The 18,026-nt window shown below is 42.3% G+C and carries 17 protein-coding genes and 1 tRNA gene; 15 read left to right on the top strand and 3 right to left on the bottom strand.

Annotated features, from left to right (window positions below; translation table 11 throughout):
* Positions 1-246: 246 nt before the first annotated feature.
* The 3 genes from purR (at position 247) to pflA (ending at position 3,311) form a co-directional block, all read left to right on the top strand.
* The gene (purR, locus tag HWX15_RS06820; protein ID WP_001825276.1) at positions 247-1,074 is read left to right on the top strand and encodes a pur operon repressor; all 828 of its coding nucleotides are present in this window, start codon (positions 247-249) and stop codon (positions 1,072-1,074) included.
* A 66-nt stretch (positions 1,075-1,140) separates the two neighbouring features.
* On the top strand, positions 1,141-2,391 hold the full coding sequence (locus HWX15_RS06815) for a diaminopimelate decarboxylase (protein ID WP_175880635.1): 1,251 nt from the start codon (positions 1,141-1,143) through the stop codon (positions 2,389-2,391).
* 125 nt (positions 2,392-2,516) lie between these two features.
* Positions 2,517-3,311: a pyruvate formate-lyase-activating protein gene (pflA, locus tag HWX15_RS06810; RefSeq protein WP_001288288.1), complete on the top strand. Its 795-nt coding sequence runs from the start codon at positions 2,517-2,519 to the stop codon at positions 3,309-3,311.
* Between the two features lie 179 nt (positions 3,312-3,490).
* Here the strand turns inward: pflA and yidC are convergent, their stop codons facing one another.
* Complete coding sequence (gene yidC / locus HWX15_RS06805) at positions 3,491-4,417, bottom strand: membrane protein insertase YidC (RefSeq protein ID WP_000835956.1); 927 nt, start codon at positions 4,415-4,417, stop codon at positions 3,491-3,493.
* A 77-nt stretch (positions 4,418-4,494) separates the two neighbouring features.
* A complete protein-coding gene (locus tag HWX15_RS06800; RefSeq protein WP_001174612.1) occupies positions 4,495-4,773 on the bottom strand; it encodes an acylphosphatase in 279 nt (92 codons plus the stop codon).
* Positions 4,774-4,806: 33 nt separating this feature from the next.
* Between HWX15_RS06800 and HWX15_RS06795 the strand changes: the two genes are divergently transcribed.
* The 11 genes from HWX15_RS06795 to HWX15_RS06745 all read left to right on the top strand — a co-directional run bounded on the left by HWX15_RS06795 (position 4,807) and on the right by HWX15_RS06745 (position 13,720).
* Positions 4,807-5,547, top strand: a complete 741-nt coding sequence (locus HWX15_RS06795) for a TrmH family RNA methyltransferase (protein ID WP_175880634.1) — start codon at positions 4,807-4,809, stop codon at positions 5,545-5,547.
* A 55-nt stretch (positions 5,548-5,602) separates the two neighbouring features.
* Positions 5,603-6,286 (top strand): Bax inhibitor-1/YccA family protein, encoded by a 684-nt coding sequence (locus tag HWX15_RS06790; RefSeq protein WP_175880633.1) that lies wholly within the window; start codon positions 5,603-5,605, stop codon positions 6,284-6,286.
* Between the two features lie 110 nt (positions 6,287-6,396).
* Positions 6,397-7,389 carry an aspartate--ammonia ligase gene (gene asnA, locus HWX15_RS06785; protein WP_000748003.1) on the top strand — a complete coding sequence of 331 codons (993 nt, stop codon included), beginning with the start codon at positions 6,397-6,399 and terminating at the stop codon, positions 7,387-7,389.
* A 167-nt stretch (positions 7,390-7,556) separates the two neighbouring features.
* Positions 7,557-8,096 carry a 16S rRNA (guanine(966)-N(2))-methyltransferase RsmD gene (rsmD, locus tag HWX15_RS06780; RefSeq protein ID WP_000706954.1) on the top strand — a complete coding sequence of 180 codons (540 nt, stop codon included), beginning with the start codon at positions 7,557-7,559 and terminating at the stop codon, positions 8,094-8,096.
* Complete coding sequence (gene coaD, locus HWX15_RS06775; RefSeq protein WP_175880632.1) at positions 8,086-8,574, top strand: pantetheine-phosphate adenylyltransferase; 489 nt, start codon at positions 8,086-8,088, stop codon at positions 8,572-8,574. The genes rsmD and coaD overlap by 11 nt, the downstream gene beginning before the upstream one ends.
* Positions 8,558-9,595 (top strand): SepM family pheromone-processing serine protease, encoded by a 1,038-nt coding sequence (locus tag HWX15_RS06770; RefSeq protein WP_175880631.1) that lies wholly within the window; start codon positions 8,558-8,560, stop codon positions 9,593-9,595. The genes coaD and HWX15_RS06770 overlap by 17 nt, the downstream gene beginning before the upstream one ends.
* 57 nt (positions 9,596-9,652) lie before the next feature.
* Entirely contained in the window at positions 9,653-9,883 is a 231-nt protein-coding gene (locus HWX15_RS06765; RefSeq protein WP_078156193.1) for a DUF1146 family protein, read from the top strand.
* Between the two features lie 23 nt (positions 9,884-9,906).
* A complete protein-coding gene (gene murA / locus HWX15_RS06760; protein ID WP_175880630.1) occupies positions 9,907-11,190 on the top strand; it encodes a UDP-N-acetylglucosamine 1-carboxyvinyltransferase in 1,284 nt (427 codons plus the stop codon).
* Positions 11,183-11,371, top strand: coding sequence for a DNA-directed RNA polymerase subunit beta (locus HWX15_RS06755; RefSeq protein ID WP_050234055.1), 189 nt, complete (start codon positions 11,183-11,185; stop codon positions 11,369-11,371). Before murA ends, HWX15_RS06755 begins: the two co-directional genes overlap by 8 nt.
* A gap of 38 nt (positions 11,372-11,409) precedes the next feature.
* A complete protein-coding gene (locus tag HWX15_RS06750) occupies positions 11,410-12,234 on the top strand; it encodes a DNA/RNA non-specific endonuclease (RefSeq protein ID WP_175880629.1) in 825 nt (274 codons plus the stop codon).
* Between the two features lie 154 nt (positions 12,235-12,388).
* Positions 12,389-13,720, top strand: coding sequence for a hemolysin family protein (locus HWX15_RS06745; RefSeq protein WP_175880628.1), 1,332 nt, complete (start codon positions 12,389-12,391; stop codon positions 13,718-13,720).
* Positions 13,721-13,906: 186 nt separating this feature from the next.
* On the opposite strand, the gene HWX15_RS06740 is transcribed toward HWX15_RS06745, so the two are convergent.
* Positions 13,907-13,977, bottom strand: a tRNA-Cys gene (locus HWX15_RS06740).
* A gap of 413 nt (positions 13,978-14,390) precedes the next feature.
* Here HWX15_RS06740 and rpoB point away from each other — a divergent pair.
* Positions 14,391-18,002 carry a DNA-directed RNA polymerase subunit beta gene (gene rpoB, locus HWX15_RS06735; protein WP_175880627.1) on the top strand — a complete coding sequence of 1,204 codons (3,612 nt, stop codon included), beginning with the start codon at positions 14,391-14,393 and terminating at the stop codon, positions 18,000-18,002.
* Positions 18,003-18,026: the final 24 nt, after the last annotated feature.

Genomic DNA, 18,026 nt, shown 5'->3' with positions numbered 1-18,026 from the left:
ATTTTTTAGGATAAGAATGTTCGTTTTTTATGTAAATATGGTATAATAAGTAAAAGACAAAAATGAATACTCTTCGAAAATCTCTTCAAACTAGGGTAGTATCGCCTTGTCGTATGTATATATGCAGGTATATTAAATGATTTGTCAATTCTATCGACAATCTCAAAACAGTGTTTTGAACCACCAGCGACCAGCTTTCTAGTTTGCTTTTTGATTTTTTGAATAAAAATGGAATAGGAAATAGAAATGAAATTAAGAAGAAGTGATCGGATGGTTGTCATTTCCAACTATTTGATTAATCATCCTTATAAACTAACTAGTCTCAATACTTTTGCTGAAAAGTATGAATCTGCTAAATCATCCATCTCAGAGGATATCGTGATTATCAAACGCGCCTTTGAGGAAATCGAAATTGGTCATATCCAGACAGTAACTGGTGCTGGTGGTGGTGTCATTTTCACACCATCAATCTCAAGTCATGATGCCAAGGAAATGGTCGAGGACTTGCGTGCCAAGTTGTCAGAAAGTGATCGTATCTTGCCAGGTGGCTATATCTACCTGTCTGATTTGCTCAGCACACCAGCTATCTTGAAAAATATTGGTCGCATTATTGCCAAGAGCTTTATGGATCAAAAAATTGACGCGGTTATGACAGTAGCGACTAAGGGTGTGCCGCTTGCAAATGCAGTTGCCAATGTCCTCAATGTTCCCTTTGTTATTGTGCGCCGTGACTTGAAAATTACCGAAGGTTCAACAGTCAGCGTCAACTATGTTTCAGGTTCAAGTGGTGACCGCATTGAGAAAATGTTCCTTTCAAAACGTAGTCTCAAGGCAGGCAGCCGTGTCTTGATTGTGGATGACTTCTTGAAAGGTGGCGGAACGGTCAACGGGATGATTAGTCTCTTGCGCGAGTTCGACTCAGAATTGGCAGGTGTAGCGGTTTTTGCGGATAATGCCCAAGAAGAACGTGAAAAGCAGTTTGATTACAAGTCACTCTTGAAGGTAACCAATATTGATGTTAAGAATCAAGCCATCGATGTTGAGGTTGGCAATATCTTTGACGAAGATAAATAAGAGATAGAACTAAAGGTTGGAACGATTGTCCCAGCCTTTCTTTGCAAATAGAATAGAAGGAAGCTTATGAAAACACCATTTATCAATAAAGAAGATTTAGAAAAGATTGTTGCCGAGTTCCCAACTCCCTTTCACTTATATGATGAGAAGGGGATTCGTGAGAAGGCAAGAGCCGTCAACCAAGCCTTTTCGTGGAACAAGGGCTTTAAGGAATATTTTGCAGTTAAGGCTACTCCAACCCCAGCTATCTTGAAAATTCTCCAAGAGGAAGGCTGTGGTGTGGACTGCTCTAGTTATGTAGAGCTTTTAATGAGCCATAAACTGGATTTCCCCGGTTCTGAGATTATGTTCTCTTCAAACAACACGCCAGACAAGGAATATGCCTATGCGCGTGAATTGGGTGCGACCATTAACTTGGATGCCTTTGAAGATATTGAACATCTGGAGCGTGCAGCAGGCATTCCAGAAATTATCTCTTGTCGTTACAATCCTGGAGGCGTTTTTGAACTGGGGACAGACATCATGGACAATCCTGGAGAAGCCAAGTTTGGCATGACCAAGGATCAGCTCTTTGAAGCTTTTGCCATCTTGAAGCAAAAAGGAGCCAAGACTTTTGGGATTCACTCCTTCCTAGCGTCCAATACCGTGATCCATCTCTATTATCCAGAGTTGGCTCGTCAACTTTTTGAATTGGCTGTTGAAATCAAGGAAAAGTTGGGCATTTCGCTAGACTTTATCAATCTTTCTGGCGGCATTGGTGTCAATTATCGTCCAGACCAGAAGCCGAATAATATCGTCTTGATTGGCGAGGGGGTTCGTAAGGTGTATGAAGAGGTTCTTACGCCAGCAGGTCTTGGTCAGGTTAAAATTTTTACTGAGTTGGGTCGTTTTATGCTAGCCCCTCACGGTGTTTTGGTTACAAGAGTGACTCATAAGAAGGAAACCTACCGTACCTATCTAGGTGTGGATGCATCAGCAGTCAATCTCATGCGTCCAGCTATGTACGGTGCCTACCACCATATTACTAACGTGACCCATCCAGATGGACCAGCTGAAGTGGTAGATGTGGTTGGTTCACTCTGTGAAAACAATGATAAATTTGCAGTCAATCGCGAACTGCCTCATACAGAAATCGGTGATTTGCTGGTCATTCATGATACAGGTGCTCACGGTTTTTCAATGGGTTACCAGTACAACGCCAAACTTCGTTCTGCGGAAATCCTCTATACCGAAGAAGGTAAAGCCCGTCAAATCCGCCGTGCAGAGCGCCCTGAGGACTACTTTGCAACCTTGTATGGTTTTGATTTTGAAGAATAATCTGAGAATAGATTGAAAATGAAATTGAAAAACAGCTTGCTTTCTAAAAAATAGGCAAAAACCTTGTTTTTCCTTCAAGTCGTGATATAATAAAACTATAAAACGTTTTCAAGGAAGGTAACGATATGTCTGAAGAAACAATTGATTATGGACAAGTGACAGGAATGGTGCATTCGACAGAAAGCTTTGGGTCAGTAGATGGGCCTGGTATTCGCTTTATTGTCTTTTTGCAGGGCTGTCACATGCGTTGCCAGTATTGCCACAACCCGGACACTTGGGCTATGGAGTCTAATAAGTCACGTGAACGGACGGTAGATGATGTCTTGACAGAAGCCTTGCGTTATCGCGGTTTCTGGGGAAATAAGGGTGGGATTACAGTCAGTGGAGGAGAAGCCCTCTTGCAGATTGATTTCCTGATTGCCCTTTTCACCAAGGCTAAGGAACAAGGAATCCACTGTACCTTGGATACCTGTGCTCTGCCTTTCCGTAATAAACCACGTTACCTTGAGAAGTTTGACAAACTCATGGCTGTCACTGACTTGGTTCTTTTGGATATCAAGGAAATCAACGAAGAACAGCACAAGATTGTTACTAGCCAAACCAATAAAAATATCTTGGCCTGTGCCCAGTATCTATCAGATATTGGAAAACCTGTCTGGATTCGCCACGTGCTAGTTCCGGGATTGACAGATAGAGATGATGACTTGATTGAACTTGGTAAGTTCGTCAAGACCCTCAAAAATGTTGATAAGTTTGAAATTCTACCTTATCATACCATGGGTGAGTTCAAATGGCGTGAATTGGGAATTCCTTATTCCCTCGAAGGAGTCAAACCACCAACAGCAGATCGCGTCAAGAACGCTAAAAAACTCATGGATACCGAAAGTTACCAAGACTATATGAAACGTGTGCATGGATAAAAAAGAAGCCTGATGGGAACATCGGGCTTTTGATACTCAATGAAAATCAAAGAGCAAACTAGGAAGCTAGCCGCAGGCTGTACTTGAGTACGGCAAGGCGAAGCTGACGTGGTTTGAAGAGATTTTCGAAGAGTATGACTTGCAAAAAGACTTAGCAAACCAGCTAAGCCTTTTTCTTCTTATCTCGAACGTTGTTTTCCAGCGTTGCGATTTTTGTGTTTTTTCTTGCTTGTGATAGCAGTTGGTTGTTCAGGAGTAACGTCTTTTCGTCCACTTGGTGTAGAGAAAGCACTTGCTTTTGGTGGGTTCTTGGCTAGTTCTTCACGGACTTTTTTGCGAAGTTTTGGCCGAACGATATAGTTGACGATAAACTGTTGGAGAATCATCATGAAACCACCGACAACCCAGTAAAGTGTGACACTAGCTGGTGAGAAGAGGGAGAAGACGACAATCATGAGTGGGCTCATGTAAATCATTTTCTTGATTTGTTCTCTTTGCATTTCATCTTCTACTCCGTGAAGTGAAAGGAGCGATTGAAGATAGTAAAGGACACCAGCGCAGGCAACCAAAATCATACTTGGAGAACCTAGAGGAATGCCTAGGTAGCTTGCTTGAGCAACCCCTTCAGTATGCTGGGCAGCAAAGTAGATAGCAGAGAAGAAAGGCATTTGAAGGAGGATAGGGAAACATCCTACACCACCAAACATGCTGATGCCGTGCTCTTTTTGAGCAGCAAAGAGAGCTTGTTGGGCTTCGAGTTTTTCTTCTTGAGTAGTCGCTTCTTTGAGACGCGTTTGGTGTGGCTCAAGGACGTGCTTGAGGGCGTTCATCTTTTCAGAGTGAAGTGTTGCCTTCCATGATTGGTAGATACCAAGTGGCAAGATAATCAAGCGTACGATAATGGTTACGATAATGATAGCGACACCGAAGCCTAGACCTTTATCAGTAGCGAAGTACTTGATGGCTTCAGCCATAGGCGCTCCGATCGTATTCCAAATAAATCCTGTTGGCTGACCTGTGGTTTTATCGACATTGACACAGCCAGTCAAGACAAGCAACATAGCCACTCCCATAGCCGAGAGTGCAAAACGTTTAATAGATTTCACTGTTTTTATTCCTTCTTTAAAAATTATACCTTTCTATTCTACTGTTTTTTTACAAAATATACAATAGTTCTAGAGACTTAATTTGCGATTTTAAAGTCAGGGTAAGGAGGAAAGTTGCTCAGTTTGACATCTAAGTAGCTTACTTTTGAAAAAGGTGTGGGTCCTTTGCGGATTTCTTGGATAAATTTTGCCATGATAGCAGATGAGTCTGCTTGGGCTAAGATTTCCACTGTGCCATCGTCGTTATTCCATACCCGACCTGTGATACCACCAATTTCAAGTGCCAAGCTGTAAACACCCCAACGAAAGCCGACTCCTTGTACCCTGCCTTGGGCAATCATTCTAACCTTTTGCATACCAAACCCCTTTGATTGTGTTATAATATTTCTATGACTATTATAACCTCAAAAGCCAATTCTGTGGTAAAAAATGCCAAGAAATTACACCAAAAAAAATACCGCAAGTCTTCCTATTTGATTGAAGGCTGGCACTTGTTTGAAGAAGCTGTTCAAGCTGGAGTGACGATTGAGAAAATCTTTGCCCTAGAAAATTACCGAGATCAGTTAGCTGCTTTTCCGCAAACTGTCTGGGTGTCAGAGGATATTTTGCTAGATTTAGCGGATTCTCAGACTCCACAGGGAATCGTTGCGGTGGTTCAAAAAGAAGAAGTAGGACAAGCTGACTTTAGTCAGGGCAAGTTCTTGTTTTTGGAAGATGTGCAAGATCCTGGTAATGTGGGAACTATCATTCGAACTGCGGATGCAGCAGGTTTTACTGGAGTGATTGTTTCAGAAAAGTCGGCAGATATCTACAGTCTTAAGACCTTACGTTCCATGCAAGGCAGTCATTTTCATCTGCCTATTTACCGGATGTCTAGTCAAAGTCTTCTTGAGGAAGCTAAAAAGGCTGGTATCCCAGTGCTAGCCACAACCCTATCTAAAGATTCTGTTGATTACAGAGAACTGCCTCCTATAGAAAATTTTGTACTAGTCATGGGAAATGAAGGTCAAGGAATTAGTCCCCTCATGGCTGAAAGTGTAGACCAGTTGGTTCACATTAGTATGAAGGGGCAGGCGGAGAGTTTGAATGTTGCCGTTGCGGCCGGTATTTTGATCTTCCATTTAAGCTAATTTTAACTTTTTTTGTTATAATCAAGGAAAGATGTTCATAGAAAAGGAGAAAAGGATGAATCACACTATTATTCATAACCGCGCAGGTCTCAATCAATTTTACGCTAAGGTTTATGCCTTTGTTGGTCTGGGGATTGGACTATCCGCTTTAGTATCAGGTCTTATGTTGACGGTCTTTCAATCTCAGTTAGTTTACTTTTTGATGCAGGGACGTCTCTGGTTGACCATTGCAACCTTTGCAGAGTTGGCCTTGGTTTTCGTTGCCAGCAGTATGGCTTCAAAGAATAGTCCAGCGGCTCTTCCAGTATTTTTACTTTACTCAGTATTAAACGGCTTTACCCTCAGTTTTGTGGTGGCCTTCTATACTCCGGGTACAGTTTTATCTGCCTTTGTATCGAGCGCCCTTCTCTTCTTTGTCATGGCGGCAGTTGGTATCTTCACCAAGAAAGACTTGAGTGGTCTTGGTCGGGCTATGATGGCAGCTCTCATCGGTTTGCTGATTGCTATGATAGTCAATATTTTCTTGGCTAGTGGTTTCTTTGATTATATGATTAGCGTAGCCATGGTTTTGGTTTTCTCAGGGTTGATTGCTTGGGATAACCAAAAGATTCGCCTTGCTTATGAACAATCACAAGGTCGTGTAGCGACAGGCTGGGTTGTGTCAATGGCTCTCAGTATCTATCTTGATTTTATCAATCTCTTCCTAAGTATTTTACGGATCTTCGGTCGCAATGACTAGAAGGTCTATGAAATCAGTGTTTTGAGTGACACTGATTTTTTTAAATTTTCTCTTTTCTTTTCTTGGAAATAGGTGTATAATGCTTTTAACTAATTTTTGAGGAGTAGTTTATGAAGAAAAGTTTTATCCATCAACAAGAAGAAATTTCTTTTGTCAAAAACACTTTTACCCAGTATTTGAAAGACAAGCTAGAAGTCGTCGAAGTTCAAGGTCCTATCTTGAGTAGGGTCGGTGACGGGATGCAGGACAACTTATCAGGTGTTGAGAATGCCGTATCGGTCAAGGTTCTCCAAATCCCTGACGCTACTTATGAAGTGGTGCACTCCCTTGCTAAATGGAAACGCCATACCTTGGCTCGTTTTGGTTTCGGTGAGGGTGAAGGTCTTTTCGTCCACATGAAGGCCCTTCGTCCAGACGAAGACTCGCTGGATGCGACTCACTCTGTTTATGTTGACCAGTGGGACTGGGAGAAGGTTATCCCAAATGGTAAGCGTAACATCGCTTATCTAAAAGAAACAGTTGAGAAGATTTACAAGGCTATTCGCCTGACAGAGCTAGCTGTTGAAGCTCGCTATGACATCGAATCTATCTTGCCAAAACAGATTACTTTCATCCACACAGAAGAGTTGGTAGAACGCTACCCAGACTTGACACCGAAAGAGCGTGAAAATGCTATCTGTAAAGAATTTGGTGCTGTTTTCTTGATTGGTATCGGTGGTGAATTACCAGACGGTAAACCGCACGATGGACGTGCACCAGACTACGATGACTGGACAAGCGAGTCTGAAAATGGCTACAAGGGTCTAAATGGCGATATTCTTGTTTGGAATGAGTCTTTAGGTGGAGCCTTTGAGTTGTCTTCTATGGGGATTCGTGTAGATGAAGAAACGCTTCGCCGTCAGGTTGCCATCACAGGTGATGAAGACCGCTTAGAATTGGAATGGCACAAGGCTTTGTTGAACGGCCTATTCCCATTGACAATCGGTGGGGGAATTGGACAATCTCGGATGGCTATGTTTCTACTTCGCAAGAAACACATCGGAGAAGTGCAAACAAGTGTTTGGCCTCAAGAAGTCCGCGATACTTACGAAAATATTTTGTAGATAAGGATTTTAAAAGTTTCAAAATGATAAAAACGCATAATATCAGTTCAGTAAAGGTTGATGTTATGCGTTTTATTATAGACAGATTTTCTGAATTTTATCCTCGAATTTAGTACTAGCCAGCCTCTTCTTTCTCTTTTTGTCTATAATTTGGTATAATAAACGGTATGAAAATCGTATCAGGAATCTATGGGGGACGTCCCCTCAAGACACTAGAAGGCAAGACGACAAGACCTACTTCAGATAAGGTTAGGGGAGCTATTTTTAACATGATTGGTCCCTACTTTGAAGGGGGACGAGTCTTGGACCTTTATGCAGGTAGTGGTGGTTTATCTATCGAGGCAGTATCGCGTGGCATGTCCAGCGCTGTTTTGGTGGAACGAGACCGTAAGGCTCAGGCTATCGTGGCTGAAAATATTCAGATGACCAAGGAAGTTGGAAAATTTCAACTCCTCAAGATGGATGCAGAAAGGGCATTGGAACAGGTATCTGGGGAATTCGATCTCATTTTCTTAGACCCTCCTTATGCCAAGGAACAAATCGTAGCAGATATTGAAAAAATGGCTGAGAGGGAGCTTTTTTCTGAAGATGTCATGGTCGTGTGTGAGACGGATAAAGCCGTTGAACTTCCAGAAGAAATTGCCTGCCTGGGCATCTGGAAGGAAAAAATTTATGGAATTAGTAAGGTGACAGTCTATGTCAGATAAGATTGGATTATTCACAGGCTCATTTGATCCGATGACAAATGGGCATCTGGATATAATTGAACGGGCGAGCAAACTTTTTGATAAGCTCTATGTCGGTATTTTTTTTAATCCCCACAAACAAGGGTTTCTCCCTATCGAAAAGCGTAAACGGGGACTAGAAACGGCTTTGAAACATTTGGAAAATGTTGCAGTTGTGTCTTCTCATGATGAATTGGTGGTTGATGTTGCGAAAAGACTGGGGGCTACTTGCCTAGTGAGAGGTTTGAGGAATGCGTCGGATTTGCAATATGAAGCCAGTTTTGATTACTACAACCATCAACTGTCTCCTGATATAGAGACTATTTATTTACATAGTCGACCTGAACATCTCTATATCAGTTCATCAGGCGTTAGAGAGCTTTTGAAATTTGGTCAGGATATTGCCTGCTATGTTCCTGAGAGTATTTTGGAGGAAATAAGAAATGAAAAAAAAGATTAGATGGCCCTTATATGTCATTGCGGCCTTGATTGTGACCTTCTTGGCATTTGTAGTGCCTTTGCCCTACTATATAGAGGTTCCAGGTGGTTCGGAAGATATTCGCCAAGTCCTTAAAGTAAATGACACAGAAGATCAGGCGGCTGGTGCCTATCAATTCGTTACGGTTGGTGTCCAGCATGCCACTTTAGCCCATATGGTTTATGCTTGGTTGACGCCTTTTACAGATATTCGTAGTGCCCGGGAGACCACAGGTGGAACTTCCGATGTTGAATTTATGCGGATCAATCAATTCTACATGCAAACATCGCAAAATATGGCCAAGTATCAAGGTCTAAAAACAGCTGGTAAGGATATCGAACTCAAGTATTTTGGGGTTTATGTCTTGAATGTGACGGATAATTCAACCTTTAAAGGGATTCTCAATATCTCTGATACGGTCACAGCAGTCAATGATCAGACCTTTGATAGTTCCAAAGACTTGATTGATTACGTTAGTTCTCAAAAATTAGGGGACTCCGTCAAGGTGACCTATGAAGAGGATGGGCAAACCAAGTCTGCAGAAGGAAAGATTATCAGCTTGGAAAATGGAAAAAATGGGATTGGAATCGGCTTGATTGATCGTACAGAGGTAATCAGCAATGTCCCAATTAGCTTTTCAACAGCTGGTATTGGCGGCCCAAGTGCTGGTCTCATGTTTAGTCTAGCTATCTATACTCAAATAGCTCACCCAGGTCTTCGTAATGGTCGTATTGTTGCCGGTACAGGTACCATTGACCGTGATGGCAATGTGGGAGATATTGGTGGTATTGACAAGAAGGTTGTAGCTTCGGCTAGAGCAGGTGCCGCTATTTTCTTTGCCCCTGATAATCCTGTTAGCGAAGAAGAACAAAAAGCACACCCGGATGCAAAAAACAACTACCAAACAGCCCTAGAAGCAGCCAAAACAATCAAGACAGATATGAAAATCGTGCCTGTTAAAACCCTACAAGATGCAATTGATTACTTGAAAAACAATCCCTAGTTTTTAAGTGAAGTTTCCAAACTAGCGCACAAACAGAGAAGATGGTATAATAGTCAAATGGTTCAATTATTATTCACTCTAAGCAGTCACATGCTCTTTATTTATGTGAGTTTTTACCTTTTAAAGAATCTTGTTAGATGGGAAAAGGTTTTAAAAGTGACAACTGAGAATACAGGAAAAGTTCGTTTACTAGTAGCCTTTTTCAGCATTGTCATGGGCTATATCATGAGTTCTTTCTTTATCGGCCTATATCAGTTGTGGCAAGAAGCGCTTAGAGGATTATTATAAAATCAAATGTAAAGGAAACGAGTATGGACAAAATTGTGGTTCAAGGTGGCGATAATCGTCTGGTAGGAAGTGTAACCATCGAAGGAGCAAAGAATGCAGTCTTGCCCTTGTTGGCAGCGACTATTCTAGCAAGTGAAGGAAAGACAGTCTTACAGAATGTACCGATCTTGTCGGATGTCTTTATTATGAATCAGGTGGTTGGTGGTTTGAATGCCAAGGTTGACTTTGATGAGGAGGCCCATCTTGTTGAGGTGGATGCTACTGGCGACATCACTGAGGAAGCCCCTTACAAGTATGTCAGCAAGATGCGCGCCTCCATCGTTGTATTAGGGCCAATCCTTGCCCGTGTGGGTCATGCCAAGGTATCCATGCCAGGTGGTTGTACGATTGGTAGTCGCCCTATCGATCTTCATTTGAAAGGTCTGGAAGCTATGGGGGCAAAGATTAGCCAGACTGCTGGTTATATCGAAGCCAAGGCTGATCGCTTACATGGTGCCCATATCTATATGGACTTTCCAAGTGTTGGTGCTACGCAGAACTTGATGATGGCAGCGACTCTGGCTGATGGGATCACAGTGATTGAAAATGCTGCGCGTGAGCCTGAGATTGTTGACCTAGCCATTCTCCTTAATGAAATGGGAGCCAAAGTCAAAGGTGCTGGTACAGAGACCATTACCATTACTGGTGTTGAGAAACTTTATGGTACGACTCACAATGTAGTCCAAGACCGTATCGAAGCAGGAACCTTTATGGTAGCTGCTGCCATGACTGGTGGTGATGTCTTGATTCGAGACGCTGTTTGGGAGCACAACCGTCCCTTGATTGCCAAGTTGCTTGAAATGGGAGTGGAAGTGACAGAGGAGACTGAGGGAATTCGAGTTCGCTCTCAACTAGAAAATCTAAAAGCTGTCCATGTGAAAACCTTGCCCCACCCAGGATTTCCAACAGATATGCAGGCTCAATTTACAGCCTTGATGACAGTCGCAAAAGGAGAATCAACCATGGTGGAGACAGTTTTCGAAAATCGTTTCCAACACCTAGAAGAAATGCGCCGCATGGGCTTGCATTCTGAGATTATCCGTGATACAGCTCGTATTGTTGGTGGTCAACCTTTGCAGGGGGCAGAAGTTCTTTCTACTGACCTTCGTGCCAGTGCAGCCTTGATTTTGACAGGTTTGGTAGCGCAAGGAGAAACTGTGGTTGGTAAATTAGTCCACTTGGATAGAGGTTACTACCGTTTCCATGAGAAGTTGGCGCAGCTAGGTGCTAAGATTCAGCGGATTGAGGCAAGTGATGAAGATGAATAAGAAATCAAGCTACGTAATCAAGCGTTTACTTTTAGTCATCATAGTACTGATTTTAGGTGTTTTAGCCCTAGGAATCGGTTTAATGGTCGGTTATGGAATCTTGGGCAAGGGTCAAGATCCGTGGGCTATCCTGTCTCCAGCAAAATGGCAGGAATTGATTCATAAATTTACAGGAAATTAGGCTGGGAGACCAGTCTTTTTCCAAAGATAAGGAGAAATATGAACAAAAAAACAAGACAGACACTGATTGGCTTGCTAGTGTTATTGATCTTATCTGCGGGGAGCTATTATATTAAGCAGAATGAACTAGGCAATCAGGCTGCTAAGACAAAAATAAGTCAGAAAAGTCAATCACCAGACGCGCCTAGTCAAGAATTGGCGGAAAGTGTCTTAACAGATGTAGTCAAAAGCCAAATAAAAGGGAGTCTGGAGTGGAACGGATCGGGTGCTTTTATCGTCAATGGTAATAAAACAAACCTAAATGCCAAGGTTTCAAGTAAGCCCTACGCTGATAATAAAACAAAGACAGTGGGCAAGGAAACCGTTCCAACCGTAGCTAATGCCCTCTTGTCTAAGGCCACTCGTCAGTACAAGAATCGTGAAGAAACTGGGAATGGTTCAACTTCTTGGATTCCTCCAGGTTGGCATCAGGTTAAGAATCTAAAGGGTACTTATACCCATGCGGTCGATAGAGGTCATTTGTTAGGCTATGCCTTAATCGGTGGCTTGGATGGTTTTGATGCCTCGACAAGCAATCCTAAAAACATTGCTGTTCAGACAGCCTGGGCAAATCAGGCACAAGCCGAGGATTCGACTGGTCAAAACTACTATGAAAGCAAGGTGCGTAAAGCCTTGGATCAAAACAAGCGTGTCCGTTACCGTGTAACCCTTTACTACGCTTCAAACGAAGATTTAGTTCCCTCAGCTTCACAGATTGAAGCCAAGTCTTCAGATGGAGAATTGGAATTCAATGTTCTAGTTCCCAATGTTCAAAAAGGGCTTCAACTGGATTACCGAACTGGAGAAGTCACTGTTACTCAGTAAAATACAAAATAAACTCCTATGTCACTTATGGATATAGGAGTTCTTTTTTGGACAATTTAAGTAGAACTAGAATAGACACTGAGAAAAAATAATATGTACTGAGCTAATTTTTGTGATATAATAAGTGACAAGATACTATTTTAGGAGAAGAACTATGGAAGACCCAAGTAGTCAGAATTTGTTGCTACAATTTGTTTTATTGTTTATCTTGACGGTATTAAATGCCTTTTTCTCAGCCACAGAAATGGCCATGGTTTCTCTTAATCGTGCGCGGGTTGAACAAAAGGCGGAAGAAGGAGACAGACGCTACATCCGCCTGCTGAAGGTACTAGAAAATTCTAACCACTTTTTATCAACCATTCAGGTAGGAATCACCCTGATTACAATCTTATCAGGGGCGAGTTTAGCTGATACTCTAGGACGTGTGATTGCCTCTTGGCTTGGGAATGGCGAAACAGCACAAGCCGTGGCAACTTTTCTATCCTTGGCATTTTTGACCTATATTTCCATCGTTTTTGGGGAATTATATCCTAAGAGAATCGCTCTTAATCTAAAGGATGCCTTGGCAATTCGTACAGCGCCGGTTATCATTGGGATCGGAAAACTAGTCAGTCCTTTTGTTTGGCTTTTAGCTGCTTCGACCAATTTCTTGAGCCATTTGACTCCTATGTCATTCGATGATGCGGATGAAAAAATGACCCGTGATGAAATTGCCTATATGCTGACAAATAGTGAAGAAACATTGGATGCTGATGAGATTGAGATGCTACAAGGTGTCTTTTCGCTCGATGAACTGATGGCGCGAGAGGTTATGGTTCCTCGAACGGATGCCTTTATGGTGGATATTCAGGATGATAGTCAAGCCATTATCCAAAGTATTTTAAAACAAAATTATTCTCGTATCCCGGTTTATGATGGGGATAAGGATAACGTGATTGGCATCATTCACACCAAGAGTCTCCTTAAGGCTGGTTTTGTGGACGGTTTTGATAATATTGTTTGGAAGAAAATCTTACAAGATCCACTTTTTGTACCTGAAACTATTTTTGTGGATGACTTGCTAAAAGAATTGCGCAATACCCAAAGACAAATGGCAATCTTGCTGGATGAATACGGTGGTATGGCTGGTTTGGTGACTTTGGAAGACCTCTTAGAGGAAATTGTTGGTGAAATTGATGATGAAACGGACAAAGCAGCAATAGATGTTCATCAGATTGGCGAGGATACCTACATTGTTCAAGGAACTATGACCCTCAATGATTTCAATAATTACTTTGATGTCGAACTGGCAAGTGATGACGTTGATACCATCGCTGGTTATTATTTGACAGGAGTTGGGACCATTCCAACGACTGAGAAACTCAGCTATGAATTAGTTAGTCAAAACAAACAGCTTATTTTAACCAATGATAAAGTGAAAAATGGACGTGTTACCAAGGTAAAAGTCCAAATTACCGAAGTCGAAATAGAAGAAGAAACAGAGTAAACTAGAGGCTTTTGTCACCAGGCGTGACGAAGCTTTTTTCAGTTGATTTCATGAGGGAATTATGTCATGGGAAGAACTTTGCCCCAAAAGTTTTTTAAAATTATCCGTATTTATCAGAAGAAAAATAAAAAAGCCCTTCAAATTGGGCTTTCTGTTCATTTGAAACCTGATAAATCAAGTTATAGAAGGCGGTAGACGGATTTGAACCGACGATCAAGCTTTTGCAGAGCCGTGCCTTACCACTTGGCTATACCGCCTTAACGTTTCTTATTATACCTTGAAAATGATTTTCAGTCAATAGCTTTTTCAGTTTTTTGTACCATAGTGTGATTCGAATGTGATGCCAAGTTTTCTATGGAAAAAAATTACCAAAAACCTACTGAATCCCCTTGAAAAATCTAGCTAATTAGGGTACAATATAAATAATCATTTGTCGTAGGTTTTGTCTGAAATATTGTCCAGACAAGGCTCACAGCAGTTAAATCTTCTGAAAAAGTCAGATTTAGCTGCTCTTTTTGTGCTTTTTTTCAGGATTTTGAGCACTTGTAACACAGACTTAAAGATTCTGAAAATTCGTCAAGGGGACACGGTGATAAGGGTTTTACAACCATATGACGATTAGAAAGCCTGATTGACAAGGCTTGGAACTTATTTACAAAGGAGAATCATCTTGGCAGGACATGACGTTCAATACGGGAAACATCGTACCCGTCGTAGTTTTTCAAGAATCAAAGAAGTTCTTGACTTACCAAATTTGATTGAAATTCAAACTGACTCATTCAAAGATTTCCTAGACCATGGTCTGAAGGAAGTGTTTGAAGATGTATTGCCAATTTCAAACTTCACAGATACGATGGAGTTGGAATTTGTTGGATATGAAATCAAGGAACCAAAATACACGCTAGAAGAAGCTCGTATCCACGATGCTAGCTACTCAGCACCAATTTTTGTAACCTTCCGCTTGATCAATAAAGAAACAGGCGAAATCAAAACTCAAGAAGTTTTCTTTGGTGATTTCCCAATCATGACAGAAATGGGTACTTTCATTATCAATGGTGGTGAACGTATCATCGTTTCGCAGTTGGTTCGCTCACCAGGTGTTTACTTTAACGATAAAGTTGATAAAAATGGTAAAGTGGGCTACGGTTCAACTGTTATCCCTAACCGTGGAGCTTGGTTGGAACTTGAAAGCGACTCAAAAGACATCGCTTATACTCGTATCGACCGTACTCGTAAGATTCCATTTACAACCTTGGTTCGTGCGCTTGGTTTCTCAGGTGATGATGAAATCTTTGATATTTTTGGTGATAGCGAATTGGTTCGCAACACTGTTGAAAAAGATATCCACAAGAACCCAATGGATTCTCGTACAGACGAAGCTTTGAAAGAAATCTACGAACGCCTTCGTCCAGGTGAGCCTAAGACAGCTGAAAGCTCACGTAGCTTGCTTGTGGCTCGTTTCTTTGACCCACGTCGCTATGACTTGGCAGCTGTTGGTCGTTACAAAATCAATAAAAAACTCAATGTTAAAACACGTTTGCTTAACCAAACTATTGCTGAGCCATTGGTAGATCCTGAAACTGGAGAAATCTTGGTAGAAGCTGGCACAATCATGACTCGTAGCGTGATTGAAAGTATTGAAAGCCATTTGGATGGAGACTTGAACAAGATTGTCTACATTCCAAATGATGCAGCGGTTGTGACTGAGCCAGTTGTTCTTCAAAAATTCAAGGTTGTTGCACCAACTGATCCAGACCGTGTCGTAACGATTATTGGTAATGCTAACCCAGATGACAAGGTTCGTACGGTGACTCCTGCAGATATCCTTGCTGAGATGAGCTACTTCCTCAACTTGGCTGAAGGACTTGGCCGTGTAGATGATATCGACCACCTTGGGAACCGTCGTATCCGTGCAGTTGGTGAATTGCTTGCCAACCAAGTACGCCTTGGACTTTCTCGTATGGAACGTAATGTCCGTGAACGTATGTCTGTTCAGGACAACGAAGTCTTGACACCACAACAAATCATCAATATCCGTCCTGTAACAGCTGCGGTTAAAGAATTCTTTGGTTCATCACAGTTGTCACAGTTCATGGACCAACACAATCCGCTTTCTGAGTTGTCTCACAAACGCCGTTTGTCAGCCTTGGGACCTGGTGGTTTGACACGTGACCGTGCTGGATATGAAGTACGTGACGTGCACTACACTCACTACGGTCGTATGTGTCCAATCGAGACACCTGAAGGACCTAACATTGGTTTGATCAATAACTTGTCATCATACGGACACTTGAACAAATATGGTTTTGTTCAAACACCATACCGTAAAGTTGACCGTGAAACAGGTATTGTCACGAACGAAATCGTTTGGTTGACAGCCGATGAAGAAGATGAATTTACTGTAGCACAGGCTAACTCTCGTCTGAATGAAGATGGAACCTTTGCTGAGAAGATTGTCATGGGACGTCACCAAGGGGTCAACCAAGAGTATCCAGCGAATATTGTTGACTACATGGACGTTTCACCAAAACAGGTAGTTGCCGTTGCGACAGCATGTATTCCTTTCTTGGAAAACGATGACTCCAACCGTGCCCTCATGGGAGCCAACATGCAACGTCAGGCTGTGCCATTGATCAATCCTCAGGCACCTTATGTTGGTACTGGTATGGAATACCAAGCAGCCCACGATTCAGGAGCTGCTGTGATTGCTCAGTATGACGGTAAAGTTACCTATGCAGATGCTGACAAGGTAGAAGTTCGTCGTGAAGATGGTTCATTGGACGTTTACCACATCCAAAAATTCCGTCGCTCAAACTCAGGTACTGCCTACAACCAACGCACTCTCGTAAAAGTTGGCGATGTCGTTGAAAAAGGCAATTTCATCGCTGACGGACCTTCTATGGAAAATGGAGAAATGGCGCTTGGACAAAACCCAATCGTTGCCTACATGACTTGGGAAGGTTACAACTTTGAGGATGCTGTTATCATGAGTGAACGCTTGGTCAAAGACGATGTCTATACGTCTGTCCACCTTGAAGAATACGAATCAGAAACACGCGATACAAAGCTTGGGCCTGAAGAAATCACTCGCGAAATTCCAAATGTTGGGGAAGACGCCCTTAAAGACCTTGACGAAATGGGGATTATCCGTATCGGTGCTGAAGTTAAAGAAGGCGATATCCTTGTAGGTAAAGTAACACCTAAGGGTGAGAAAGATCTTTCAGCTGAAGAACGTCTCTTGCACGCTATCTTCGGAGATAAATCTCGTGAAGTGCGTGATACTTCTCTTCGTGTACCACACGGTGCCGATGGTGTCGTTCGTGATGTTAAGATCTTTACACGTGCAAATGGAGATGAATTGCAATCAGGTGTTAACATGTTGGTTCGCGTCTACATCGCTCAAAAACGTAAGATTAAGGTCGGAGATAAGATGGCCGGACGTCACGGAAACAAAGGGGTTGTCTCTCGTATCGTTCCTGTAGAAGACATGCCTTACCTTCCAGACGGAACTCCAGTCGACATCATGTTGAACCCACTTGGGGTGCCATCACGTATGAATATCGGTCAGGTTATGGAGCTCCACCTTGGTATGGCAGCTCGTACTCTTGGTATTCACATCGCAACACCGGTCTTTGACGGAGCAAGTTCTGAAGACCTTTGGTCAACTGTTAAAGAAGCTGGTATGGATAGCGATGCCAAAACAATCCTTTACGATGGACGTACAGGTGAACCATTTGATAACCGTGTTTCTGTCGGAGTCATGTACATGATCAAACTCCACCACATGGTTGATGATAAATTGCACGCGCGTTCAGTCGGACCTTACTCAACTGTTACCCAACAACCACTCGGAGGTAAAGCTCAGTTTGGTGGACAACGTTTCGGTGAGATGGAGGTTTGGGCTCTTGAAGCCTACGGTGCGTCAAATGTCCTACAAGAAATCTTGACTTACAAGTCTGACGATATCAACGGACGTTTGAAAGCTTATGAAGCTATTACAAAAGGAAAACCAATTCCAAAACCAGGTGTTCCAGAATCCTTCCGAGTTCTTGTCAAAGAATTGCAATCTCTTGGTCTTGACATGCGTGTCCTAGACGAAGATGACCAAGAAGTGGAACTTCGCGACTTGGATGAAGGAATGGACGAAGATGTCATCCACGTAGATGACCTTGAAAAAGCCCGCGAAAAAGCAGCACAAGAGGCTAAAGCAGCCTTTGAAGCTGAAGAAGCTGAAAAAGCAACAAAAGCGGAAGCAACAGAAGAAGCTGCTGAACAAGAATAAGTAGCTCACTTAGAATAGAAAGGG

Source organism: Streptococcus thalassemiae (assembly GCF_903645285.1).
GTDB classification, from domain to species: domain Bacteria; phylum Bacillota; class Bacilli; order Lactobacillales; family Streptococcaceae; genus Streptococcus; species Streptococcus thalassemiae.
Note: the sequence above shows the minus strand (reverse complement) of the source record. Positions and strands in the feature narration are given on the sequence as shown.